16 protein-coding genes are annotated in these 24,863 nt (G+C 62.3%); 5 read left to right on the top strand and 11 right to left on the bottom strand.

The genetic code is table 11. The features are described 5' to 3' along the window. Positions 1–564: 564 nt before the first annotated feature. Positions 565–4,041 carry a hypothetical protein gene (locus A0257_18630; protein ID AMR28916.1) on the bottom strand — a complete coding sequence of 1,159 codons (3,477 nt, stop codon included), beginning with the start codon at positions 4,039–4,041 and terminating at the stop codon, positions 565–567. A 148-nt stretch (positions 4,042–4,189) separates the two neighbouring features. Further along, positions 4,190–4,786, bottom strand: coding sequence for a hypothetical protein (locus A0257_18625; protein ID AMR28915.1), 597 nt, complete (start codon positions 4,784–4,786; stop codon positions 4,190–4,192). Between the two features lie 151 nt (positions 4,787–4,937). Between A0257_18625 and A0257_18620 the strand changes: the two genes are divergently transcribed. Then, the gene (locus tag A0257_18620) at positions 4,938–6,347 is read left to right on the top strand and encodes a dehydrogenase (protein AMR28914.1); all 1,410 of its coding nucleotides are present in this window, start codon (positions 4,938–4,940) and stop codon (positions 6,345–6,347) included. A gap of 113 nt (positions 6,348–6,460) precedes the next feature. On the opposite strand, the gene A0257_18615 is transcribed toward A0257_18620, so the two are convergent. After that, positions 6,461–8,110, bottom strand: coding sequence for an amidase (locus A0257_18615; protein AMR28913.1), 1,650 nt, complete (start codon positions 8,108–8,110; stop codon positions 6,461–6,463). 196 nt (positions 8,111–8,306) lie between these two features. Between A0257_18615 and A0257_18610 the strand changes: the two genes are divergently transcribed. Both A0257_18610 and A0257_18605 read left to right on the top strand, forming a co-directional pair. Next, positions 8,307–9,650 (top strand): hypothetical protein, encoded by a 1,344-nt coding sequence (locus A0257_18610; protein ID AMR28912.1) that lies wholly within the window; start codon positions 8,307–8,309, stop codon positions 9,648–9,650. Positions 9,651–10,242: 592 nt separating this feature from the next. Then, the gene (locus A0257_18605; GenBank protein ID AMR28911.1) at positions 10,243–10,830 is read left to right on the top strand and encodes a hypothetical protein; all 588 of its coding nucleotides are present in this window, start codon (positions 10,243–10,245) and stop codon (positions 10,828–10,830) included. A 134-nt stretch (positions 10,831–10,964) separates the two neighbouring features. Here A0257_18605 and A0257_18600 read toward each other — a convergent pair whose 3' ends face one another. From A0257_18600 to A0257_18590, 3 genes are all read right to left on the bottom strand, one after another. After that, positions 10,965–11,993 carry a glutamine cyclotransferase gene (locus A0257_18600; protein AMR28910.1) on the bottom strand — a complete coding sequence of 343 codons (1,029 nt, stop codon included), beginning with the start codon at positions 11,991–11,993 and terminating at the stop codon, positions 10,965–10,967. Positions 11,994–12,173: 180 nt separating this feature from the next. Continuing rightward, positions 12,174–13,682, bottom strand: coding sequence for a cysteine--tRNA ligase (locus tag A0257_18595; protein ID AMR28909.1), 1,509 nt, complete (start codon positions 13,680–13,682; stop codon positions 12,174–12,176). Between the two features lie 209 nt (positions 13,683–13,891). After that, on the bottom strand, positions 13,892–15,124 hold the full coding sequence (locus A0257_18590; protein AMR28908.1) for a hypothetical protein: 1,233 nt from the start codon (positions 15,122–15,124) through the stop codon (positions 13,892–13,894). Positions 15,125–15,154: 30 nt separating this feature from the next. On the opposite strand from A0257_18590, the gene A0257_18585 reads away from it, so the two are divergent. Together A0257_18585 and A0257_18580 are read left to right on the top strand one after the other, a co-directional pair. Then, entirely contained in the window at positions 15,155–18,883 is a 3,729-nt protein-coding gene (locus A0257_18585; GenBank protein AMR28907.1) for a hypothetical protein, read from the top strand. Between the two features lie 158 nt (positions 18,884–19,041). After that, complete coding sequence (locus tag A0257_18580) at positions 19,042–19,476, top strand: tRNA-specific adenosine deaminase (protein AMR28906.1); 435 nt, start codon at positions 19,042–19,044, stop codon at positions 19,474–19,476. Positions 19,477–19,687: 211 nt separating this feature from the next. Here A0257_18580 and A0257_18575 read toward each other — a convergent pair whose 3' ends face one another. The 5 genes from A0257_18575 to A0257_18555 form a co-directional block, all read right to left on the bottom strand. After that, complete coding sequence (locus A0257_18575) at positions 19,688–19,939, bottom strand: hypothetical protein (protein AMR28905.1); 252 nt, start codon at positions 19,937–19,939, stop codon at positions 19,688–19,690. After that, on the bottom strand, positions 19,894–21,180 hold the full coding sequence (locus A0257_18570) for a hypothetical protein (protein AMR28904.1): 1,287 nt from the start codon (positions 21,178–21,180) through the stop codon (positions 19,894–19,896). Before A0257_18570 ends, A0257_18575 begins: the two co-directional genes overlap by 46 nt. Positions 21,181–21,309: 129 nt before the next feature. Further along, complete coding sequence (locus A0257_18565) at positions 21,310–22,107, bottom strand: hypothetical protein (protein ID AMR28903.1); 798 nt, start codon at positions 22,105–22,107, stop codon at positions 21,310–21,312. A 103-nt stretch (positions 22,108–22,210) separates the two neighbouring features. Further along, the gene (locus A0257_18560) at positions 22,211–23,005 is read right to left on the bottom strand and encodes a hypothetical protein (GenBank protein ID AMR28902.1); all 795 of its coding nucleotides are present in this window, start codon (positions 23,003–23,005) and stop codon (positions 22,211–22,213) included. After that, positions 22,998–24,674: a hypothetical protein gene (locus A0257_18555; protein ID AMR29844.1), complete on the bottom strand. Its 1,677-nt coding sequence runs from the start codon at positions 24,672–24,674 to the stop codon at positions 22,998–23,000. The genes A0257_18560 and A0257_18555 overlap by 8 nt, the downstream gene beginning before the upstream one ends. Positions 24,675–24,863 lie beyond the last annotated feature (189 nt).

The raw sequence follows: 24,863 nt of genomic DNA, 5'->3' as shown, positions 1-24,863 counted from the left end.
TGAAGAAAAGTGAAAAGGCTCGCAATTGCCAATATGCCCCAAAGTTACACGGCAGTTCGCAGCGAATTTTCATTTCCTCACCTTAACGTCATTAAAATCGCCTTTTTTTCACACTAACCACATCAGCGCTAGTTAATAGAAATCTGCGCGTTACAACAGCAATACCCAGCCTATTCAAAAATAAGTTTAGGACTTACGCAAATTGCCTTCAACGTCAGGTTTCCGCAGAGGTGCGCAGAGTACTACTAGTGATTTGCGTAGTCAGTCAAAAGTAAACGGGTATAAAAAAAACGTCATTCCGAGCTTGCCGAGGAATCTCGCGTGCGTCGCTGCACGAAGCCCGAACGGCCCGAGCGAGATTCCTCGGCAAGCTCGGAATGACGTTTTTTTTATACCCGTTTACTTCTGCACGAGTACTTAAAGTTATAGTTTTGTCGCCCGCCGGATGAATTTTTAGTTGACTGATGCTAATAAAGCTCAGGGCCCTAAAAAAAAGGGGGGTAGGAATGCTTCCTACCCCCCTTTTTTTTAGGGCCCTGAGCTTTATATAAATGCCTTCGCTTTTTAGTTGAACAGGTAGCGTAGGCCAACCTGGGCCTGCCAGCGCGAGGCCAGGCTCGTTACGTCGGTGCGGAAGGGGGTAGTGAGCAGCGTCGGGGTAGTTGCACCGGTAGCCGTCTGCGACGGGTTATTGATGTACTGAAAATTGAACGTGGGCGCGCCCTGGGCATTGTAGCCCGCGAAGGCCAGCGGCTGGGCCGTGTACTGGAACTGCGCGGCGCCCCAGTTGCGGTTAATCAGGTTGCCCACGTTGAAGATGTCGATGCTGAATTGCAAGGCGTTGCGATTTTCGCCGATGTTGGTGAAAATGTCTTGCAACACGCGCACGTCCACCTGGTTCTGCCAAGGCTGCGAAGCGCCGTTGCGCTCGGCATACTGGCCCTGGTGCGCACGCAGGTAGGGGTCGGCCTGAATATATTTTTCCAGGTCAATGGCCTGCTGGGCGGCGGTATAAGTATAGTAAGTAGCTTTCGTTACGCTGTTCGTAAAATTGCGGTCCACCAGGTTGATTTCGCTGGCGTTGCGCGGGATGTACATCAGGTCATTGCCCGATACACCGTCGCCGTTCATGTCGCCGCCGTAGGTGTACGAATAGCGGCCATAGGGCGCGCCGTTATAGAACAGCGAGAGGGTAGTGCCGAGGTGGCCGATGTAGTTGAAGCGGTACGAGAGCGAGCCGATAACGCGGTGCGACACCAGGTAGGTCGAGTAGCCGAGCGATTCCGAGTTGGGGTCGCCCGACACGGGGCGGCCGGCCCAGGCCGACTGCGAGATGGTACCGCCGTCGTTCACCGACTTGGCATCGGAGTAGGTGTAGGCCGCCATCGCGTAGAAGCCGTTGCTGAACGTTTTCTGCAACTGCGTCGTGAAGCTGTAGGAGTACCCCTTGTTGGTATTATTGAGTAGAATGGCGTCGGTGATAGCCGGATTGGCCACCGTGGCGGTGCTAGCCTTGCCATCGGTCGTTTGGCCGTAGAGACGGTTGTACGGGCTGGTGTTTACCCCGCCATTGCCGTTGGACGTGTAGAAAATGGGGCGGTTGTCCGCACCCACTGCGCGCTGCGTCGAAACGGGCAGGTCGATGTTCTGGAAGTACACCGCGTTCACATCCTTCGAATACAAGCCTTCGATGGTGGCGACAATGCCCCCGCCAATCTCGTGGTCAACGGCCAGGTTGGTGCGCCACACCTGCGGAAACTTGAAGTCGTGCGACGTCACGGCGATGTTGTACGAGGTGTTGGCCCCGCCCGCCGCCAGCTGCGTGCGGTACTTGTTCACGTCGCCGCTGAAGGTGTAGGGCGAAGCGGCCGCACCCTGCAAGTCAATCGAGCCAAACTGCACCCCGTTGTTGCTGGCCTGGTTCGAGAGGTACACGTAGGGCACGCGGCCCGTGAAGATACCCGTGCCGCCGCGCAGCTGCGTTTTGCGGTCGTTGTTCACGTCCCAGTTGAAACCCACGCGGGGCGAAAACAGCACCGCGCGCTTGGGCGTCTGGCTGGTATTAATCTGAATTCCGTCGCGGAACGTCAGGTTGGCCAGCGCGGTGTTCTGCTGAATAGTGGAGTAGATGATGGGCAAGTCGCCACGGAGGCCGTAGGTCAGCTTGAAATTGCTCTTCGGCGTCCACTCATCCTGCACGTAGAGGCCAATCTGCGCCGCGTTGGTCACGGCAAACGGGAAAGAGCCATCAGGCAGCGCCGAGTAGCGCAGCTGGTAGCGCTGGGCCGAGCGCAGGCCATCAGACGCGAGGCGGGGGGTAGGCGTGCCGCCGGTGGCGTAGTTGTAGCCATACGGCGCGTCGGCGGTGGCCGCCGAAGCGTAGAAGTCTTGCAGTGAGTTATATACGTACGCGCCGTAGTACTGCGGCGCGAAGCCGTTGGTAAACTTGTACAGCTCGTTGTAAGTACCTACCGTCAGGTTGTGCTCGCCCAGGAAGGCAGTGAAGTTGTCGCCAATCTGATAAGTGTCGGTGTTTAGGATGTTGAACGCCGAGAAGGGCTCGTAGCCAAACGAGGTGAGCGTTTGCGGCGCCGTAACCCGGGCACCCACGGCGCTCAGGCCCGAAGCGTTGCCGATATCCACCAGCGGAAACTGCGGAATTGCGCCGCCACCGCCCGCCTCGCGGGTGTCCCGATTGGCTATGTAGCCAGCGGTCAGGTTGTTGGAAAACTTCGACCCGAACGAGCTGTTCAACTCGGCAATGAACGAGTTGAGGTTGTTGTTGATGCGGTAGTACGAACCGTAGAAGGGTAGGCCGTATATCGTCTGCGCCCGGTTGCTGATGGAGCCCGAGGGGCTGGGCGGCACATCGCGGTACGACTTGAGGTAGTTATACTTGATGTTGAAGCGGTGGTTCGAGCTGATGTTCCAGTCGATTTTGGCCGTAATCTTATCACTGTTCTGGGCCAACGAGTAACCCTGGTAGGCACCGGGATTGTAGTTGTACTTGGTCGTCAGAAAGTTACTAAGCGTCGTCAGGTCCGCATTCGATGCCTGCGACACCGTTTGGCCGTTGGCGGGGTTAGCCTGGGTAGCGGCCGCGTAGTTGCCGGAAGGCGGGTCGGTGCGCAGCTCGCGCTCGGCGTTCAGAAAGAAAAACAGCTTATCCTTGATGATGGGCCCGCCAATGCGGAAGCCGAAGTTTTTGAGGTTGAAGGTTGGCACCGGGTTGTTCACGTCGCCAATCTGCTTGCCCACGTACTTCTGGTCGCGGTAAAAACCATAGACCGAAGCCGACACCTTGTTGGTGCCCGAGCGGGTTACGGCGTTCACGTTGGCCCCGGTGAAAGAGCCCTGGCGCACGTCGTAGGGCGCGATGCTCACCTGAATCTGGTCGATGGCATCGAGCGAAATCGGCTGGGCGTTGGCCTGTCCGCCAATGGTGCCCGACAAGCCAAAAGCGTTGTTGAACAGCGCCCCGTCGATGGTGATGTTGTTGTTGCGGCCGTCGCGGCTGCCAAAGCCACCCTGGCCGTTGGCCTGGGGGGTAAGGCGCGTGTAGTCCGAGAACGAGCGGTTGATGGTCGGCAGCTGCTCAATCTGGGCACGCTGAATGGTGGTGGCCGCGCCCGTGCGGTCGGCGTTGATAACCGGGTTCTGGCGGCCGGTTATCGTCACTTCCGTCAGCTGCGTCGAAGCTTCCCCTAGCTTGGCATCGAGGCGAAAGTTCTCAGCCAGCGTCAGGTTGATACCCGTACGCGTATAATCCTGGTAGCCCACGAACGACACCTTAATGGTGTAGGGGCCGCCTACCCGCATGTTCTGGATGTTGAAGCGGCCGTCGGCGTTCGTGGAGTTGCCGTAAGTGGTGTTGGTCGGCGTGTGCACCGCCACTATGGTAGCGCCGGGTAGCGGCTGCCCCTTGCTGTCGGTAATGGTGCCGCTCATGGCGGCCGTGGTAGCACCCTGGCTCCAGCCCAGGTGGGCCGACAGTAACAGGGCTACCAGCACAAAAGCGTGTCGTAGGTACAGTAACTTCATAAAAAGAAGAAAAAGTGAGAAAAAAGCGCGGCGGATGGGCACACAAAGGTAAGCCGCTCCTTTGAAAACCGCGCGTTACGATAATATTAACAACCTAAAAGTTAGCTGTTTACAGACCATATTTCCTCATCAGTTCCTCATTTTATTCTCACAGCCGCGGCCGCACCGCCCGAATGAACCGACTGAGGTAATAGTCGGCCTCGAAGCTGTTCTCAATGACGCCCAGCGAAGTAGAGGCGTGAATAAACTCTACCCCCTCGGCATCGACCACCGTCACCATGCCCACGTGGGTAATGACCTGCGAGCCGGGCGAGGCCCCAAAAAATAAAAAATCACCGGGCCGCAGCTCGGTCGGCTTAACGGGGTCGCCCCAGGCGGCTTGTTCATTGGAGGAGCGCGGGATGGTCACGCCCGCGTCGGCAAACGAGAGCTGGAGCAGCGCCGAGCAGTCGATGCCCATGCGGGTAGTGCCCCCGAAGAGGTAGGGCGTGCCCTGGTAGCCACGCGCATTCTCAATCACATTGGCCAGCACGCCGGTGGCGTTGCCGGTGCGGAACGGGCGCTTCACCACGGTTTTGGTGGTGGTGCTGCCGCTGGGCGTGGCGGTGCGCACTTTGGTTTTGCTTGTGCTGGGCCGCGCTACCCGCTCGCCGCGCTTGAGGCGCACCATATCGCGGGCCGAGTAGTAGCGGCCGTTGTGCTGGTTGAGCTTGCGCTGGCAGCTGCTGCCCAGCAGCAACAGCAAGATTACCAGGCCGTAATAGCCCCGCCCAACTCCGTGGCCAGCCGGCCGGCCGGCGGCTGAGCGCGCTTTTCGCCTCGGCCGTACCTTCGTTCTTTCACACTGCATTACTGGCAAATATAGCCCGGCGGCCCCCGGCCGCGTTTTTTCACTCATGCCCTTCAACGCCCTTACCCCCGCGCTGGTATCCTCTTTCGAGCAAATCGTGACTCCGGCGCACGTGCTCACGGCGGCCACCGCCGAGGCTCAGCAGTACGACGCCTACGGCCGCGACCACACCGAGGACTTGCATTTCGCGCCCGATGTGGTGCTGCGCCCGGCCACCGTGGAGGAGGTCAGCGCCATTATGAAGCTCTGCCATGAACACCGGGTGCCCGTGACGGCGCGCGGGGCCGGCACCGGCCTCAGCGGCGGTGCGCTGCCCATTCATAACGGCGTGGTGCTCAGCATGGAGCGCTTCAATAAGATTATCAAAATTGACGAGCGCAACCTGCAAGCCACCGTGGAGCCGGGCGTGGTGACGGAGGCATTCCAGAACGCGGTGAAGGAAGTCGGCCTCTTCTACCCCCCCGACCCGGCCAGCAAGGGCTCGTGCTTTTTGGGCGGCAACCTCAGCCAGAGCAGCGGCGGCCCCAAGGCCGTGAAATACGGCACCACCCGCGACTACGTGCTTAATCTGCAAGTAGTGCTGCCCACGGGCGACATTATCTGGACCGGGGCCAACACCCTCAAAAACGCCACCGGCTACAACCTCACGCAGCTCATGGTGGGCTCGGAGGGCACGCTGGGTATTATTACCAAAGCGGTGTTCCGGCTCCTGCCCTACCCCCAGCATAACATCCTGATGCTGGTGCCCTTCCGCCGGGAGGCGCAGGCGGCGGAGGCCGTTTCGGCGGTGTTCCGGGCCGGCATCATCCCCTCGGGCATGGAGTTTATGGAGCGCGAGGCCATCGCCTGGTCTTCGGATTATTTGAAAATTCCGCTCACGCTGCCCGAGGATATCACGGCCCACCTGCTCATCGAGCTCGATGGCCAGGACCTCGACGAGCTCTATAAGGAAGCCGAGCAGGTTTATGGCGTATTGGAACGCTACGACGTGGGCGAAATTCTGCTGGCCGACACCGCTGGGCAGAAAGACGACCTCTGGAAAATTAGGCGTAACATCGGCAATTCGGTGCGCTATAACTCCGTGTATAAGGAGGAAGACACCGTGGTGCCGCGCGCCGAGCTCCCTACCCTCCTCAAAGGCGTGAAGGAAATTGGCGCGCGCTACGGCTTCAAAAGCGTGTGCTACGGCCACGCCGGCGACGGCAATCTGCACGTCAACATCATCCGCGGCGACCTCACCGACGAGCAGTGGAACGTGGGCCTGCGCCAGCCTATCTCGGAGATTTTCCAGCTCTGCGTGCAGCTCGGCGGCACCATTTCGGGCGAGCACGGCATCGGGCTGGTGCAGAAGCCGTTTATGCACATTGCCCTGGCCGAAACCAACCTGAACCTGATGCGCGGCATCAAGCAAGTATTTGACCCGCACGGGATTCTGAACCCAGGCAAGATATTTTAGGTTAGTAGCGCGAACTTTCCAGTTCGTGCGCGAGCGTAGCGAGCAGGCGGGACCGGACGACCCGCACGCAAGCTGTTCACTGCGCTCGCGCACGAACTGGAAAATTCGCGCTACTACCCAATCACCGCCTTAAACTCCGGGGCTTTCCGGTGCTTGGTCGCCTGCTCATACGCGTAGCCGAGCGCCAGCAATTCGGCTTCCTTATAAGGAGCGCCCACGAACGACAACCCAATGGGCAGGCCGTGCACGTAGCCCATCGGCAGCGTGAGATGGGGGTAGCCCGCCATCGCCGCCGCGCCCGCGTAGCCGGGACCAGTGTTATACTCGCCATTTACGAGGTCGATGCAGGCAGCCGGTCCGGTCGTGATGCCCAAGATGCCCGCCAGGCCACCGTCGGTTTTCAGGGCCTCATCGAGCGCGGCACGGGAAATATCGACCACTTTGCGCAGCGCGGCTTTGTACTTCTCGCTGGCCAGGCCATCGGTTTTTTCAGCTTGTTCCAGAATTTCCTGCTGGAAAAAGGGCATGGCCTGGGCGGCGTGGGCCTTGTTAAAGGCAATCACGTCGGCCAGGGTTTTCATGGGGGCTTTGGTGTTGGCCAGGTATTTATTCAGGCCATCCTTGAACTCGTAGAGCAACACGTCGAACTCGGCCTCGCCGATGGGCTGGGTGGGAGTGCGCACGTCCACTTCCACCACCGTGGCGCCCTGGGCCTTGAGGTCAGCCACGGCTTTGCGCAGCAGCTCGCCGCCGATGGCCTGGTTGGCGAGGTGGCTTTTTTCTACCCCCAGCTTCTGGCCTTTGAGCGCGTCGGGGCGCAGCAGGCGCGTATAGTCGGCGGCTTTCGCCGGATTATTGGCCGAAACCGTCACGGCATCGGCGGGGTCGGGGCCGGCCATCGCGCCCAGCAGCACGGCCGCGTCGCGCACGCAGCGGGCCATCGGGCCGGCTGTGTCCTGGGTGGCCGAGATAGGAATAATGCCCGTGCGGCTCACCAGGCCCACGGTGGGCTTGAGGCCCACCAGGCCATTGACCGACGACGGCGACACGATGGAGCCGTTGGTTTCGGTGCCCACGGCCACCGCGCACAGGCTGGCCGAAGCCGCCGCGCCCGAGCCGGCGCTGCTGCCGCTGGGCGTGCGGTCCAGCACGTTGGGGTTGTGGGTCTGGCCGCCGCGGCTGCTCCAGCCGCTGGCCGAGTGCGTGGAGCGAAAATTGGCCCACTCGCTCAGGTTGGTTTTCCCCAGAATAACGGCCCCGGCCTGGCGCAATTGCTTGGCCACGTGCGAGTCCTGAGCGGCGTGGTGCCCCACCATTGCCAGCGCGCCGGCGGTGGTCTGCATCTTGTCGCCGGTGTCAATATTATCCTTTATAAGCACCGGAATGCCGTGCATGGGGCCGCGCAGCTTGCCAGCTTTGCGCTCCTTATCGAGCCCATCGGCAATGCTGAGCGCGTCGGGATTCAGCTCAATAATGGCGTTCAGGCCAGGGCCAGCCTTGTCGATGGCCGCAATGCGAGCCAGATACTGCTGGCACAGGCTGCGGCTAGTGACTTTGCCGCTGGCTAGCTGGGCCTGCAAGTCGCTGATGCTCGTTTCGCTGAGGGCGAAAGAGCCGGCCACGGGCGCGGCAGCCGGCGCAGCATCGGCCGCGGGCGGGGGGGTAGGGACTGCGGTGCCGGTGGCGGCGGTGGCAGCGAGCGGCAGCAGAGCCGAGGCGAGGGCGGCTTGGGTACCGTGCTGAAGGAATTGGCGGCGTTGCATAATGTGGAGTAAAACTTTGCTTATTAGGCAAAGAGATGGCGTTGCCAAATGTAAGCCTGGCCCCGGCCGGACCAAGGCGCGGGGCCGGCATTTTTTTGAGCCGGGCCGGGCCAGCCCAACGCCGGGCGCGCTGGGGCGTATAGCTGAGGAGGAGCGACCAGCCTTTACCACCCTTCACCATCTTCAGCCTTTTGTCATGCCCAGCCTCAACGACCAGCCCAACGAAATCGCCGGCAACCACCCCAGCCTGCCCGCCGACGAAACCACCAAGATGGGCGCCGACGCCCGCAACACCAACGCCAACAGCTCGTTGCAGCCCGCCACGCCGGCCATGCAGTCGGGCGAGCCGGTCCCTACCCCCCCGCCCAGCAGCAAAGAGCTGTTTGATAGTGAGATGGACGCCGGTAAAGGCGCGGTGGAGCCCGGCGGCGAGCAAGATAACCGCGAGGCCAACCCTGCCGACGTAGAAGCCGCTCCCGCCCCGCCCACCGACTCGAAACAGTCCGACATTTATGGCGGCAACTTCGGCAACGACGTGCAGGGCAGCTTCCAGGACCGCAACCGCGCCGACAACCAGGCCAGCGATGCCAACCGGGGCGCTTTTGGCGTGCAGGGAGACCTGGGCGGCACCCACGGCGGCTACGGCAACCAATATCGCGAGTTTGACACGGCCGCTGAGCGCCCCAGCGCCGAAGCCACCGAGGAGAAATATTATGGCCAAGGCGCCTCGGAGCCGGGCATGCAGGACAATGCCTACCGCGCCTACGATGGCCGCGACGAGCGCCCCAGCCAGCAGGGCCACGCCGTGCGCGACACACCCACGCCGCCGACCATGAATTTTAACGATACTACTACCAACCGCCCGCCGGCAATCGACGGCCGGGGCAACCCAATGGACAACCGCAACCTGCCCGGCAAAACGGGCGAAGTAGCGGCGTTTCAGAACGATAACGGCTCGCCCACCGTGGGCTCGGCTTATGCCGCCGACTACGGCCACACCTCGGGGGTAGGGCTGCCCGCCAGTACTCCCGACAACCATGTGGCCGGCGGCCCCGGCGGCCGCAACCAGCAGGAAGACCAGCATTCCTCGCGCGGCGGCTATGACAACCAGGGCAGCCAGGGCGGCCGTAGCCACGACCAGCAGCCCGGCGGCACCGCGCCCGCCGGCCAGGGCGCGCCCGCGCCCGTCAACTCACCCGACGCCCCGCAAAACCCCGGCTATGGCTATGGTCACGAGCGCAGCGAAGAAGCCCAGCCCGGCAACCCCAACACCGGCGACTCGCGCAACGGCTTCGGCGCCGCCGGCTCGAAAGAGGGCAATACGAGCCAGGGCTACGGCTCCAAAGGCGGCTCCTACGACGACCAGAACCCCGGTGCCCGCGGCCCCGGACACGACAACTTTACAGACCAGGAGAAAGCCCGGAACTACGGCCAGGAAAAACGCGAGGACTTTCGCCCCGCCGACGGCGACAAGCCCCAAAATGCCGATGACACCGCCCCACGCCGCAACGCCGGACGAGACGAATCAACGAGCAATTAGGCGTTCCTATTTAATGAGGCTGTTTGGGGCTTCGATTGAACGGGGTAGAGACGCAAAATTTTGCGTCTCTACCCCGTTCTAATACTGTTCTGGCAAAACCCTGAACAGGTTCAATTTTTTGATTTAAATTATATATAATTTTATTATATTAATACTGTATTCCTAGCGCGGCGGGCCGCCAAGCGGCACGGCGAAGAAGGCAAGGGCCGTAGCGCACTGGTCAGTGACGCAGAAAACCAAGTCGTTGAACGCAGTCGGCCAAAAGAAAATTATATAGATAGGCCTGCGCTCGGTAGTGGACACCAGGCAGAAAAGCGTCTGCGTAAAATCGTCGCCGCCACTCGCAGTTGGCGCTTATGTGCCGAAGGTTACCAGGCTCCCCATTTTCCCGCCAGGGTCGAGAACAGCCCGCGCGGCCGCGCCCCCGGCTATGTTCATCAGCAGCCCGAGCACGCACGCGAAGCGAGGTAGGGCAGAAGCATGATTTTGCATAAATGCAAGAGGAAAGACGATGAGCGGGTGGGGTCGGTTCCCACCCTGCGCCGTAATATTACAACTCAAACCTAGCGCGTTGGCTGCTGTTTATCTTACTATGAGTGCTTCCGCACGCGATACCACCGAGTTTTTCGACCGGCTCACCAATCAGGTGCTGGCCCTGCGGGTGCTATCCTACCAACGGTTGCGGCCGCTCAATTCGGAGCAGCTTAACCGCCGGCCCGCGTATGACAAGTGGAGCGCGGCCCAGTGCCTGGAGCACCTCAATATCGTGGGTGGCTACTACCTGCCCAGCCTCAAGGTGTGCCTGCGCCTGGCGCAGGCCAGCGGCTCCACGGCCGGCGCGCGGGTGCGCAGCGGCTGGCTGGGCCGCTATTTCACCGCGACGGCCCAGCGCAACAATGGCCTGGGAGACAATCTGTTGCGCCGCCCCAAGCAGTTCGCGCCCACTGGCGTGCGCCTCACCGGCACCGTAGTCGAAGCCTTCAACCGCCAACTCGACGAGCTGCTGCGCCTGCTGCTGCTGGCCCGCCAGGTCGATGCCGGGGCGGTGCGCATTCCCAACCCGCTCTACCCCTGGCTGCGCCTGCGCCTCACCGACGTGCTGGAAGCCCTGGTTACCCACATCCAGCGCTACGTGAAGCAGGCCGAGCAAGTAACCAAGGAGATGGGCAGTAGTGGGTAATGGTTAGTGAGTACTAAAGAACGTCATTCCAAGCTTGCCGAGGAATCTCGCTCGCATCGTAAAACGAAGCCCGGACGATGCGAGCGAGATTCCTCGGCAAGCTCGGAATGACGTTCTTTGGTACCCATTACCCACTACTCCTGATACAGCACTTGCAGCACCGTTTGGCCCACGGCTTTCAGGGTTTTGCGGTCGATAATGCTCATGTTGTCGGCCGTGGTGTGGTGGTAGGCGGGGAAGTATTCTTCGCCGAAAGCCGGGTGGTCGTAGATGTCCACCGTGGGCACACCCGCCTCGTTGGCATACACGTGGTCGTCGAGAATGGCCCCCGTATCCTTGAACAGAAAGTAGTCGGAGTAACCCAGCTTGGCGGCCGTGTTCCAGATTTTATCCACCACGGAGCGGGCTTTGTTCAGCGAGGTGCCTTCGCGGGTGAAGTGGCCGTCCTTGGCCCCCACCATGTCGAACAGGATGCCGTATTCGGCCTTGTAGCCGGCGGGCACCAGGTGCTTGGCCCAGTATTGCGAGCCCAGGCACCACGACGAGTTGCCGTTGGTTTCGTCGAGCTGGTCCTTGATATCAGCCTGCGTGCCAGTCTCATACCCCCAGTCTTCGGCATCCATCAGCATAATATCTACCCCCACATTCGGGGCCAGGCTATCGGGCTGGAGGCTGAGCACGCGCGCTATTTCGAGGGCCGTGGCCACGGCGCTGGCTCCGTCGCTGGCGCCGTCCATCGGCTTGTTTTTCTTGGCTCCCTTGTCGGCGTCGGCGAAGGGCCGGGTGTCCCAGTGCGCGAACAGGGCCACGCGCCGCGCCGCCCTGGGCTGATACTGCGCGATGATGTTGCGGCCCTTAATCTGGGTGCCGTCAAAGGTCATGGCCTCGAACGGCTGCTCGCGCACGGTCAGTCCAAAACGCTTGAGGGTGGCCGCCAAATAGTTGCCGCAGGCCACGTGCGCCTTCGAGTTGGGCACGCGCGGCCCGAAGGCCACCTGCTTGGCCGTGAACGCGTAGGCCGAGTCGGCGTTGAAAACCGGGGTCGGGTGGGTTTGGGTCGCGGCGGGGGGGGTAGCGGTTTCGGCCGGCTTTTCGGAGGGGCAGGCCGTGAGCAGGGTGGCCGCGGCGGCCAGCAGGCCCAGGCGGGGAAGGATGTTTTTCACGCGGTATCTCGCAGGATTAAAGTATTCTTCGTGGAATGAATTGCGAAAAAGAACGTCCTTCCGAACTTGCCGAGGAATCTCGCCCGCGTCGTGGAACGCAGCCTGGACGACGGCACGCGAGATTCCTCGGCAAGCTCGGAAGGACGTTCTCGGGGCATCTCATTTCCTAACAAGTATAAACTACTCTTCGCTATACGCCCACTCGACGCCGGTTTTGGTATCCTTAATCACGATGCCCTGGGTTTTGAGGGCGCTGCGAATTTGGTCCACCTTGTCGTAGGCTTTCGCCGATTTGGCTTCCTGGTAGAAACCCAGCGCGAGCGCCAATAATTCTTCGGCGCTGGCGCGGGGCTCGTCGCGCAAGCCCAGAATATCGACCACCACGGCGCGGTAGGCCGCGGCGGCCTCCGCCACGGCCTCGGGGCTGACTTCAGCCAGCGCGGCGGGGGTAGTGGCCAGCGTGTTAAAGCGCTTGAGCAGGTCGAAAAGCGCGGCCAGCGCGCGCGGCGTGTTCAGGTCATCGTTCAGAAACTCGAACGGCTTTTGGCTTAAAGCTATCAGCTGCTGGCTGTTAGCGGCTAGCTTTTGCTCGTCAATTTCAAACTCTTCACTCTGAACTCTTAACTTTTCACTGTCCAAAAGCCGCAACCCATTCATGAGCTTGCGGTAGCCTTTGCGGGCGGCTTGCAGGGCATCGTCGCTGAGGTCGATGGGCGAGCGATAGTGGGCTTGCAGGAAGAAGAAGCGCAGCGTCATGGGCGAGTAGGCCTGCGAGAGCGCCGCGCTACCCCCCTGAAAAAACTCGTTGAGGGTGATGAAGTTGCCCAGCGACTTGCTCATCTTCTGGCCGTTCACGGTCAGCATGTTGTTGTGGAGCCAGAAGCGCGCGCCGGTGCCGGGCGTGTCGCTGGCCTCGTTCTGCGCGATTTCGCATTCGTGGTGCGGAAACATCAAATCGAGCCCGCCACCGTGAATGTCGAACGCAGCGCCGAGGTACTTGCGGCTCATGGCCGAGCATTCGAGGTGCCAGCCGGGGAAGCCCAGGCCCCAGGGCGAGGGCCAGCGCATGAGGTGCTCGGGCGCGGCGTTTTTCCAGAGCGCGAAGTCCTGGGGCGAGCGCTTTTCGGCCTGCCCGGCCAGCTCGGCGCGGGTGCCCGCCAGCAATTCTTCCACCACGCGGCCCGAAAGGCGGCCGTAGTTCAGGCCCTCGGCGTTGTACTTAGGCACGTCGAAATACACCGAGCCATTAATCTCATAGGCCAGGCCGCGGCCGATTATCTCCTCAATAAGAGCTATTTGCTCGGTGATGTGGCCGCTGGCCTGCGGCTCAATGTCGGGGGGTAAGCAGCCCAGCGCGGCCATCGCCTGGCGGTAGCGCACGGTGTAGTGCTGCGCCACTTGCATGGGCTCCAGCTGCTGGGCGCGGGCGGCTTTGGCCAGCTTGTCCTCGCCCTCGTCGCCATCGCCCACGAGGTGACCCACGTCGGTGATGTTGCGCACGTAGCGCACCTGGTAGCCCAAATAGCGCAGGTAGCGCGTGAGCACGTCGAACACGATAGGGCCGCGCGCGTTGCCCAAGTGGGCATCGTTATACACGGTAGGGCCGCAGAGGTAGAGGCCCACCAGCGGCGGGTGCAGCGGTTCGAAAGATTCCTTTTTACGGGTCAGCGTATTATAGAGGGTCAGCATTTTTTCAGTTATCAGGCATCAGGCATCAAGTATCAGCTATCAGTTTTTCCGATGGTTGATAAGCGGGCCGTGGCCAACGGCAAAGGTCCGGCAAAGTTGGGCAAGTAGCGCGAAGTTTCCACTTCGTGCGCGAGCAAAGCGAGCAGTACCGTGCGCGCCGTCCGGCCCCGCCTACTCGCTTTGCTCGCGCACGAAGTGGAAACTTCGCGCTACTTCAATTGGTATAATCCTTCCACCGGAAAATGGTCGGAATACGGGATTTCGTCGTGAATGCGGCAGGCCAGCACCCGCCAGCGCGGGCCGGCAAACTGCTGGTCGATGCGCAGCAGGGGGGGTAGGCGGCCGTGGTAGGTGTTGCCCGGCCCGAAACCCACTGTCGCCCAGGCATTTTGGAGCGGGCCAGCCAGCGCGTTGTAGGCATAGGAATAGGGCACGTCGTTGAGGTCGCCGGCCAGCAGCACGGGGTAGGGCGAGCGGGCGATGTGGGCCAGCAGCGTATCGGCCTGCCAGGCGCGGGCCGCCGCGCCGCGCACAAAGCGCCCGAGCAGGCCCCTACCCTTGGTTTTGAAGCCAGCCTGGCTGGAGCCGGCCGTCACGATGTCGCGCTCATCGAGGCTCATGCTCTGGAGGTGGGCGTTGAAAATCCGCACCGTATCGTGCGGGCCGGGGCCGGCCACATCCACCCACATCGCATGATTCTGGCTGAGGCGGCCGAACGCGATTTCGCCCCGCCCCACGATGGGCAGCCGCGAAAAAATGGCCAGGCCAAATTCGGCCCCAATACTGTTGGTCAGGCTTTTGGAGATAAAAACCTGCCGGCCAACGTCCACCCCCAGCTTCTCCCCCACCCGAAACAAGTCGCCGTCGGCGGATTTCGTGCCGGCCGGCTCATTGTAAAACTCCTGGAGGCACAGCACGTCGGCGGGGCTGGCGGCCAGCCACTCGATAGCCTTGGCTGGGGCCGCCGGGTCGGGCTTGCGCAGCTGCGCGTACACGTTGAAAATCCGCACGTTGGCCGAGAGCAGGCGGAGGGTGGTTCCTGGTTTCTGGTCGCTGGTTCCTGGTTTCTGATTATTGCTTGCTAACTGATAATTATTACCTGTTAAATGAAGCGGCAGGCCGCGCTGCACCTGCGGCCAGGCGAGCGCCAGCGCCGCCAGCGGCAGCAGCGCGATGCGCCGGCCGCGCAGCGCCCAGCCCAGCCCTACCCCCGCCGTGAGCGCCAGCCACAGCGGCACCGTGAGGGCCAGCAGCGGGGCCAGCGCCAGCTGGCCGGCCGGCACCCGCTCGGCAGCCACGCTCAGCAGCAAGCCCAGCAGCACCAGCAGGGTAAAACGGTAGGACAGCAAGCGACGCACAAAGGGCCGGCGGCGCGCCAACTGGCCCCCGGCCCGGCAAAAATACGCCCGCCGCGCCCGGCCGCGGCAGACCAGTTGCAGCATAGGCCGCCAGGGCTTAGCTTTACAACTACATTGCTTACGGCCTATTTTATGTGGAAAAAGTTTTACGCTAGTCTCTACTTAGTGGCCTTGAACGCAGTTGCGCACGGCCAGCACCTGCCCGCCGGCCGGCCCGCCACGCCCGTGGCCCTGCCCGAAGCGGCCCCCAGCCTGGAATTTGTGGCCAACCGGGGCCAGTGGCCCGCCGCCGTGCGCTACGCGGCGGCCGTGCCGGGCGGCCACCTGTGCCTGGAGCCGGGCGGCCTGCGCTACATCTTGCTGGAGCCCATCGCGCACCCGCACTTGGAAAACGGCAACAGCGCCTCGGCCAAAGCCTCGGCGAAGGCCAGCGCCCGCGCCGCCGCGGTGGCCCCTACCCCCGCCGAGGCCGCCGCGCCGGTGCGCGGCCACCAGTTGCGGGTGCGCTTCGCGGGGGCCGATAGCGCTACCCCCCTGCTGCCCAGCCAGGCCACCGGCGAGGTGCGCAACTTCCTGCACGGTGCCGACCCCGCCCAGTGGGCGCAGGCCGTGCCCAGCTACCGGCAAGTGCGCTACGAAGCACCGTGGCCCGGCGTGGCCGCCCGCTTTTATGAGAACGCGACCCAGCACTTAGAGTATGATTTTGAAGTGGCGACCGGAGCCGATGCGGGTCAGGTACAATTAGTTTACGAAGGCGCTACGAGCCTCACGCTCAGCGCCGATGGGCAGCTGCACGTGGGCACGTCGGTGGGCGAATTGACCGAGCTGCTACCCCACGCCTACCAGCTGGACCCGGCCACCGGGGCGCGGCAGCCGGTGGGCTGCCGCTACCGCCTGGACGCGGAGACGGCGCGGGTGTCGTTCGCGCTGGGGGCGTATGACCACGGCCGGCCGCTGGTGATTGACCCCACGGTGGTGTTTTCGACCTACTCGGGAGCCAAGGGCAGCAACTGGGGTTTCACGGCGACGTATGACGCGGCGGGCAACCTGTACTCGGGCGGTATTGTGCTGGATGATATGGTGGCCATTCCGAGCTACCCCGTCACGGCGGGCGCGTTTCAGACCACGTTTGGCGGCATCATCGACATTGCACTTATTAAATATAACCCGGCGGCGAATGGGGCGGCGGCGCGGGTGTGGGCCACTTATTTGGGCGGCAATCGCGCCGACTTTCCGAGCAGCCTGGTGGTGAACGCGCAGGGCGAGCTGTTGGTGCTGGGCAGCACGTCTTCGACCAACTACCCCACTACCAGCGGCGCGTTGCAGCGCGGCTTCGCGGGCGGGCAGTCGGTGGACCCGTTTGGCTACGCGCCCGCGCCCATTTACCGGGTGAGCAACGGCACGGACTTGGTGATTTCGCGCCTGAGCGCCGACGGCCGTTCGCTGCTGGCCTCGACCTACCTGGGCGGCAGCGGCAACGACGGCATGGCGGCCTACAACCCGCTTTCGGCCACCCGGCAGCTGCCGCAAAACTACGGCGACGCGCTGCGCGGCGACATCCTGACCGACGCGGCGGGCAACGTGTACGTGGCGTCGGTGACCAGCTCAACCAACTTTCCGGTGACGAGCGGCAGCTTTGGCACCAGCTTCCGGGGCGGCACCTGCGACGCGGTGGTGGTCAAGCTTTCGCCCGCGCTGAACAGCCTGGTGTGGAGCGGCTACCTGGGCGGCAGCGCCGCCGACGCGGCTTATTCGGTGCAGCTCGACGCCAGCGGCAACGCCTACGTGGCGGGCGGCACGCTCAGCACCAATTTCCCGGCCACGGCGGGCGGCTACCAGGCGCAGGCGCAGGGCAGCGTTGATGGCTTCGTGGCCCGCATCGCGGCCAATGGCAGCACCGTGCAGCGCGCTACCTACCTGGGCACCAGCGCCTATGACCAGGCATTTTTCGCGCAGCTGGGGGGCGATGGCGGGGTGTATATTCTGGGCCAGACGCTGGGCACCTGGCCGGTTTCAGCGGGCGTGTACCGCAACGCGGGCAGCCGGCAGTTTATCCAAAAGCTGAGTCCTGATTTGGATAAGATGCTGCTGAGCACGGTGTTTGGCAGCGGGCGCAGCACGATTGATATTTCGCCCACCGCCTTTTTGGTGGACCAGTGCGACCGGGTGTACGCCTGCGGCTGGGGCGGCTCGGTCAATCAGCAGGCCTATAATTACAGCGGCTACATCTCCAACAACGGCTACACCGACGGGATGCCCACCACGGCCAATGCCGTGCGCACCACGCCCGACACGCCGGGCCAGGGCTCCGATTTTTACCTGGCCCAGTTCGCGCCCGGCCTCACCGCCCTGAGCTACGCCACCTACTACGGCGACCCTACCCCCTTCTCAGAAGGCGACCACGTGGATGGCGGCACCTCGCGCTTCGACCCGCGCGGCATCGTGTACGCGGCCGTGTGCTCGTGCTTTAATCGCAACGGTTTTCCGGTGCCGCCGGGGGCAAACTCGTACTCGCCCGTCAACGGCGGCGTGCCGCTGCCCGGCTACGACACGCCCTGCAACAACGCCGCCTTCAAGCTGAATTTTGAGCCCACCGTGGCGGCCGTGGGCCCCAGCCAGGCCGTGTGCGACAACTCGCCGCCCGTGCGGCTGAGCGGCACGCCGGGCGGCGGCACCTGGACCGGGCCGGGCGTAACCGGCTCGGCAGCAACGGGCTTCGTCTTCACGCCTACCCCCGCCCTGGCCGGCATTCAGCAGCTTACCTACACGGTGCCGGGCGCCACCTCGGCCTGCACCGTGGCGGCCCAGCTGACCGTGACGGTGAGCGGCACGGCGCAAGCCGTGGCGGCCGCCCTCCCCACCGTGTGCGCCAACAACGGCCCCGTGCCGCTCACCAACGGCACGCCGGGCGGCGGCACCTGGAGCGGGCCGGGCGTGAGCGGCTCGGTGGCGGCCGGCTTCGTTTTCACCCCGAGCGCCGCCCTGGTGGGGGCGCAGCGGCTCACGTACACCATCGCGCCGGCGTTGGCCTGCGGCACTGGGGGCAGCCAGGCCAGCAGCACCATTGAGGTGCTGGGCACGGCCACCGTGGCGGTATCCGCTGATACGGTGCTGTGCCCTGGCAGCACGCGGGCGTTCCGGCTGCGGGCCACGCCGGCGGGCGGCACGTGGGCGGGGCCGGGCCTTTCGGCAGGCAACTTATTTACACCGCCGGCCGCGCCGGGCACGTTCTTGCTTACCTACACCGTGAACGCGGGCACGGCCTGCCCGGTGGTGAGCACGCGGCGCATTACGCTGCTGGCCCCAGCGGTGCTGCTTGTCAGGGCAGAGTTGGCGCAATGCGCCACCGTTTATGATGCAGGCTTTGCGATACCGGCAATCGCACCGTACACCGTGCGTTTTTATCAGGACCCCGCCTCCCTACCCCTCGACGCGGTGCTGACGTGGAATTTTGGCGATGACAGCACGACGGTGGTGACGGGCTTCGACGTGACGCATACCTACCTGAAAGCCGGCACCTACCGGCCGCACGTGACGCTAAGCTTCAACCAGAAACATTGCGGCGACGCCCTGGCCCTACCCCCCATAGTAGTGGAGAGCATGTTGATTCCCAACGTATTCACGCCCAATGGCGACGGCCAGAACGACCGGTTTGCCCCGCGCATCGGCGGCTGCCCGCCGCGCCTGCAGGTGTTCTCGCGTTGGGGCCAGCAGGTGTACGAAAACGCCGCCTACCAAAACACCTGGGACGGCGCGGGCGTGGCCGCCGGCGTCTATTACTACCTGCTCACGCCGCCCGATGGCTCGGCCTTGATTAAGGGCTGGGTGGAAGTGGTGCGGTAAGTTTGGGGTAGTGGATACTAAAGAACGTCATTCCGAGCTTGCCGAGGAATCTCGCTCGCAGTCGTTAGGGCTTCGTTCAACTATGCGGGCGAGATTCCTCGGCAAGCTCGGAATGACGTTCTTTAGTACCCACTACCCACCAATCAATAACTAAAAAAATGGACATTTTCATGCAAGCCGCTATCGACGAGGCGCGGCAGGGCCGCCGCGAGGGCGGCATCCCGATTGGCTCGGTGCTGCGGCGCGGAGATGATATCGTGGGCCGCGGCCACAACAAGCGCGTGCAGGACCTCGACCCCATCGCCCACGGCGAGATGGACGCTCTGCGCAACGCCGGCCGCCAGCGCACCTACCGCGACACCGTGCTCTATACCACGCTGATGCCCTGCTACATGTGCGCCGGCACCATCGTGCAGTTCAAAATTCCGAAAGTGGTGGTGGGCGAGGCTCAGACTTTCGGCGAGTCGCTGGAGTTTCTGCAGGCGCACGGCGTGGAGGTCGAAATTCTCAATTCGCCCGAGTGCGTGGAGCTGATGCGCGAATTTATCGAAGCCGAGCCTACCCTTTGGAACGAGGATATTATGGAGCTGTAGTAGCTGTTTGTCATTGCGAGCGCAACGAAGTGGAGCGCGGCAATCGCACCTGAACGATACCTAAAAGAACGTCATGCTGAGCTTGTCGAAGCATCTCGCGTGGGGTAGTAAATCAATCGTTGCAACGGCATTGATTACTACCCCGAACGAGATGCTTCGACAAGCTCAGCATGACGTTCTTTTTTAGCCCTGACTAACCGTTTTTTACTCCCTATTTCCTGCCCAACCAGCTCTCCGGGTTCAGATTAGCCGAGTTGCGCCACACTTGAAACTGCACCTGCGCGGTGCCTTCCGAATCGAGGGCGGCCGTGCCGATTTCTTCGCGGGCGCTCACTTGCTGGCCCTCGTGCACGCTCACCGAGCGCAGCTTGGCATACACCGTGAAGTATTCGCCGTGTTGAATCATGACGATGGTGTTCATGCCTGGCACCTGGGCCACGGTGAGCACCCGGCCCGCGAACACGGAGCGCACTGGCTCGCCATTATTGGTCTGAATATCAACGCCCCGGTTATCGACCATGACGTGGTGCAGCACCGGGTGCGGGTGCCGGCCAAAGTGCTGGGCCACGAAGCCGCGGGCCACCGGCCAGGGCAGCCGCCCCCGGTTGCCGGCAAAGCCCAACGAGAGCAGGGCCGTTTCGGGCGTGAGGGCCACGCGGCTGGCGTGGCGGTCAGCGCTGGTTTCTTCCGCGTCGCTTTCGGGGTTGGCGGCGGCGCTGGCATCGTCTTCGGCGGCGCTGGGGGGGTAGGGTCGTCGCGGCGGGTAGTGGCGGAGTGGCGGCGGCTGGCAGCGGCTTCGGCGCGGGCGGCGCGGCGGCGGGCGGCCACGGCGGCGAGGCGGGCCTCGCGGGCGGCGCGGGCTATTTCTTCGCGCACGCGCTGGGCAATGAGGTCGTCGAGGCGGGCCACGGCCTGCTGGCGCTGAACCAATTCCTGGCGCAGGCCCTGCTCCTGCTGGCTCAGCTGCTGCACCACTTCGTCCTGCTCCACTTTCAGGCCTTGCAGGTTGCGGCTTTCTACTAATTGATTGGTGAGCAAGCTTTTCTGGCGCTGGCGCTGCTGCGTGAGGCCATCCAGCTCGTGGCTCAGCTGCTGCTGCGCGCCCAGGATGCGCAGGGCCTGGCGCTGGCGCTCCTCGGTGTACTGGCGCACGTAGCGCAGCCGCAGCACGAATTGGTTGAACGACTCGGCGGCGAACAGGAACAGGAGCTGGTTGTAGCCGCCGCTCGTTTTGGCGGCCGTGTAGAGCAGCCGGCCATACTCGGCCTTGAGGCGCGCCAGCTGCTCCTGGGTGCTCAGCACCTGCCGCACGGTCTGATGCACGTTGGTTTCGATGCCTTGCAGCTGGGTCGAGATGTGCTGAATCTGGCCCTGCTTCACCGTCAGCTTTTCCTTGATAACGTTGAGCTGGCCCAGCGACACTTGCTTCTTCTGGGTGGTCTGAGTCAACACTTTACCCGCCTCCTGGATGCGCGCCAGGTTGGCTTGGCGCTCGCCCTCCAGCTGCGCCTTGCTCTTGCCGTGCGGTCGGGGGGTATGACGCGCGGCGGCCCGGCGCGGCGCGCGGCGGGACTTCGCCGCGTGACTGGTTTTTTTGGCCGGGCGGTGGCGCTGGGCCAGGGCCGGCCCCGCCAGCAGCCCCAGCAACAGCAGAGCCGGCCCCATGCGCCGCGTAAAAAAGGATAGAAAAAAGGTCACAACCAAAGCCGAGCGCGGCGGGCAAGCCACCGCCCCACAAAATAACGCACGAATCTGGGGCTTAGCCGTGGGCCTCGGCTTTACTACGCCCTAGGCCAAGCCCAGAATCTTTGCTGGACGGCGAGTGACGGATACTCAGTGAGATTGAATTTCTTTCTGTAAGGCAACGGCCAAGTCACTGGCTTTAGTGGTGACTTTAGCAATTCTGCCATCTCTGCCCAGGATAAAATGCGTGGGATATTCCCTGACCTGCAGCGTATCGACCAAATAGGATTTGCTGGCCGGCACTACAGAAAATTTTACTTCCTGGCCTTTCAGAAATTTACGTAAGCTCTTCGCCTCGTTCATCGCCAAACTCACGAATAGCACGTCTTTATTCTGCTGGTATTTATCCACAAGTGCATTAATTTCCGGAAATTCATCAACACAGGCAATGCACCCAATGTACCAAAATTTCAGCACCACTATTTTCCCCTTAGTACTGGCTTGGGTATAGGTAACTCCATTCAAATCAACGAATTTATAATCAGGCATCCGTTGGCCTTCCCGATTATAGTTACTTAGCTCTTCTTCCGCCAATTGCTTACTAGTGGTCCGGATAGCTGGGTCAGAGTTGCCAGGATAGCTGCCCAATTGGTAAACCGGCTGCTTGTGGTCGGTACCAAGGGCCAGCGCCAGCACCTTCCCAGTAACGAGTTGACTTAAAAAAGCCCTTTTCGATAGCAACTGGCCAGCCGTGTCCAATCCCTTAAAATCGCGGGACAGCAGTACATTATAGTACGTGTAGCGGTACCAGTTATCAAAACTCTTCGTGAGCACTTCAACCTTGGCCGAGTCTACTGCTCTCAGAGTAGCAGTGGTGTCTGATTTACCGCAGCTCGTGGCGAACGTAGTAGTCAGTATTGCCAAAGCAAGGATTAGAAGGTTTTTCACGTTGAATAAGTCGAATGAATTACTTTACCAACAGCCCGGCATACTCAGGTTTACTTTTATCCTATGGCTTCGACGTCAAAGAAATGGCTCGAAACCCTACCCCCTACTTTTTCACCTTCGTCTGCTTGGCGTAGCCCTTCGGTACGCTAAACGGGAAATCAAGATGCCCCGAGCCGACTTCGACTTTTTGATAGTTGAGGGTGGCGGTGGTGCTTTCGGTGCCGCCCTGCTGGCCCAGCACGGTGGTGGAATAGGCGAAGGGCAGGTCGGCCCCGCTGGGCTTCTGAAAGTCGGCGTAGCCCACCGTGAGGCTGCGCTGGGCGGCGCTTTCGCTCACTTTCAGCTGCTGGAGGCGGCCAGTGCTCAGGCTCAGCAGCTGCTCGATGATGAGCGGGGCCTGCGGGTAAGTGACGGACTGGTTGTCGCCCTCCGTTTTGAGGACGGGCAGCGCGCCCTTGGGGGCCGCCTGGTAGTCGCCGAGCAGGATGTCCTGCATCTGGCGGTAGGTCACGGGCACGTTCAGCAGCTGGCTCAGGTAGGCGTAGTCGCCGGCGAAGTAGGTCTTTTTCAAGCGGTTCACTACCCGCACCGAATCGGGTGTGAGCAGCGCCCTTACCCCCTCAATGCCCAGCAACGAGCCCGAGAGCCAGATGGCCGAGTCGCGCCGCACGCGCAGCGCGAAGTTGGCCGATTGCTCCGTGTCCTTGGCTTTGAAATGTACTTTGCCGTGCCCATTCAGGTACTGAAAGCTGGTATTAGTGGCTTTCACGCCAGCCGGCGTCACGACAGTAGCCGCCACGGGGGTCGAAGTATTGGCCCCAATCGAACCTTTGGTAGTGGGCACGCGGTGGCAGCCCGCTAGGGCCAGCCCGGCCAGGAGCAGCGCAGATTTATTCATACAATTTTTGGTCTTTTATTTTACGGTCGAGCAGCGGCGAGGCACCCGGCCCGGCTTTGCGGGCGCGCTGCCAGGCCGCCACGGCCCCGGCGTGGTCGCCGAGCTGCCACAATACGTCGCCGTAGTGCTCCAGGATGCTTGCGTCCTTGGTGGCCTTGGCGGCTTTCTCCAGATTTGAGCGCGCGCCGGCGTAGTCCTTCTGCTTGTAGAGCACCCAGGAGTAGGTATCGAGGTAGGTGTCGTTGTCGGGAAATTTGGCCACCGTGCGGCCCGCCATCTCCTTGGCCTTGTCGAGCTTTTCGCCGCGCAGGCTCAGGTAATAGCTGTAGTTGTTGAGCACCGCGTAGTTGTTGGGGTCGGTGGTGAGCACTGCGTCGTAGGCGGCGTCCGACTTGGCGTACTCCTTCATTTCCTGGTAAGCATCGCCGAGCTGCGAGTCGAACTGGCTCTGCTGCTCCACGTTGCCGGCGGCCAGGCGGCGGCCGTGCTCCAGGGCCTGCACCGCCTGCTGGGGCTGCTTTTTTTGCAGGTGCCCTACCCCCTTGTAAAACCACAACGGTGCCTGGTTGGGAAACAACTCCAGGCCCTGGTCGCTGTGCACCAGCAGCGAGTCGGTCTGGTTCAGCTCGGCATCGAGCAGCACCACCTGCTGCCAGAGCTGAAACTTGGACTTGTCGTATTTGAGAGCTTTGAGGTAGGTATTACGGGCTTCTTTTTTGTGGCCGGTCTGCATTTGCACGTCGGCGGCCACGCTGTAGGCCTTGGCCTCGCGCGGGTGGTTGCGCACGGCAGCGGCGGCCAGGTCGAGGGCCAGAGGCGCGATTTTGGGGTCGGGCAGCTGCTTGATATAGCCTACCAGAATGCGCACTTCCTGGTCAATTTCGAGCGCCGGGCTATCGAAGGCCAGCCGCAGGTGCTTTTCGACCTCGGCAGGCTGGTTTTCCTGGCGATACACGTCGGCCAGAATGAGGTGGGCCGAGGGGTTGCCAGGGTCGAGGCGTAGGGCCTGGGCGGCCACGCGCAGGGCATCGGGCAGGCGGTTATTAGCGGCGTACATCTCGGCCTGGGCCAGCACGAAGCGCGGCTCGGTAGGGTTGGCCGCGATGAGGCTTTCGCCCTCTTTCAGGGCCAGCGGCAGGTTGTTCTGGCGCAGATATATCTGCTGCTTCTTAAAGGAAATCTCGTCGAGACTACCGAATTGCTGCTGGGCTTTATCGAGGGTCGCTAGGGCTTCAGGCAGCTTGTTCTGAGCCAGGTAGAGGTCGGCGAGCTGAAAGAGGTAGCTGCCCGAGTTGGGCACCTCCTTCACCAGGCTGGCGTAGGTGGCGGTAGCGGCTTCGTACTGCTTCTGGCTGGCCTGCGTCTGGGCCAGCAGCAGATAATAGTACGGATTTTTATCATCAAGCTTCACGGCGGCTTCGGCGTAGCCGGTGGCGTCGCGCAGGTTGCCGCTCAGCAGGTTAGCCTCGGCCAGCTTGTAGTTGACGGCCGCGTTTTCGGGCATCAGCGTGTAGGCTTTCAGCAGCCGCTCCAGAGCCTTGGGGTAGTCTTCCAGGATGACATATTTTACGCCATCGATATAAAGCGCCTCGCTCAGCTCGCGTTCTCTGGCCGAGAGCGGCGGGCGGGACGCCTGCTTTTTGGCCTCAATTTCGAGACTCTGGGCCAGCTCGCGGCGCTCCTTGCGCGTGAGCTTAGCGGGGGCAACTTCCGGGGCCGCCCTACCCCCCCCGGCGGGCTCGACGCCCTGCGCCCGGCCAGCCGTGGCCAGCCCTCCTACCAGCAATAAACTAACCGCGAACGAACGTATAAGCATAGCACACCTAAACACAATAAATAAACCAAAAACCTACGGGCG

The sequence above is a fragment of the Hymenobacter psoromatis genome, assembly GCA_001596155.1.
Lineage (GTDB): Bacteria > Bacteroidota > Bacteroidia > Cytophagales > Hymenobacteraceae > Hymenobacter.
This window is presented reverse-complemented; position numbering and strand designations above follow the sequence as displayed.

What these genes read in the sequence shown, in the direction of transcription:
- A0257_18615 (AMR28913.1), bottom strand. Translation starts at nt 8,110, where the DNA reads ATGCAACGCCGCCAATTCCTTCAGCACGGTACCCAAGCCGCCCTCGCC.
- A0257_18590 (AMR28908.1), bottom strand. Translation starts at nt 15,124, where the DNA reads ATGCTGCAACTGGTCTGCCGCGGCCGGGCGCGGCGGGCGTATTTTTGC.
- A0257_18630 (AMR28916.1), bottom strand. Translation starts at nt 4,041, where the DNA reads ATGAAGTTACTGTACCTACGACACGCTTTTGTGCTGGTAGCCCTGTTA.
- A0257_18610 (AMR28912.1), top strand. Translation starts at nt 8,307, where the DNA reads ATGCCCAGCCTCAACGACCAGCCCAACGAAATCGCCGGCAACCACCCC.
- A0257_18620 (AMR28914.1), top strand. Translation starts at nt 4,938, where the DNA reads ATGCCCTTCAACGCCCTTACCCCCGCGCTGGTATCCTCTTTCGAGCAA.
- A0257_18560 (AMR28902.1), bottom strand. Translation starts at nt 23,005, where the DNA reads ATGAATAAATCTGCGCTGCTCCTGGCCGGGCTGGCCCTAGCGGGCTGC.
- A0257_18580 (AMR28906.1), top strand. Translation starts at nt 19,042, where the DNA reads ATGGACATTTTCATGCAAGCCGCTATCGACGAGGCGCGGCAGGGCCGC.
- A0257_18605 (AMR28911.1), top strand. Translation starts at nt 10,243, where the DNA reads ATGAGTGCTTCCGCACGCGATACCACCGAGTTTTTCGACCGGCTCACC.
- A0257_18595 (AMR28909.1), bottom strand. Translation starts at nt 13,682, where the DNA reads ATGCTGACCCTCTATAATACGCTGACCCGTAAAAAGGAATCTTTCGAA.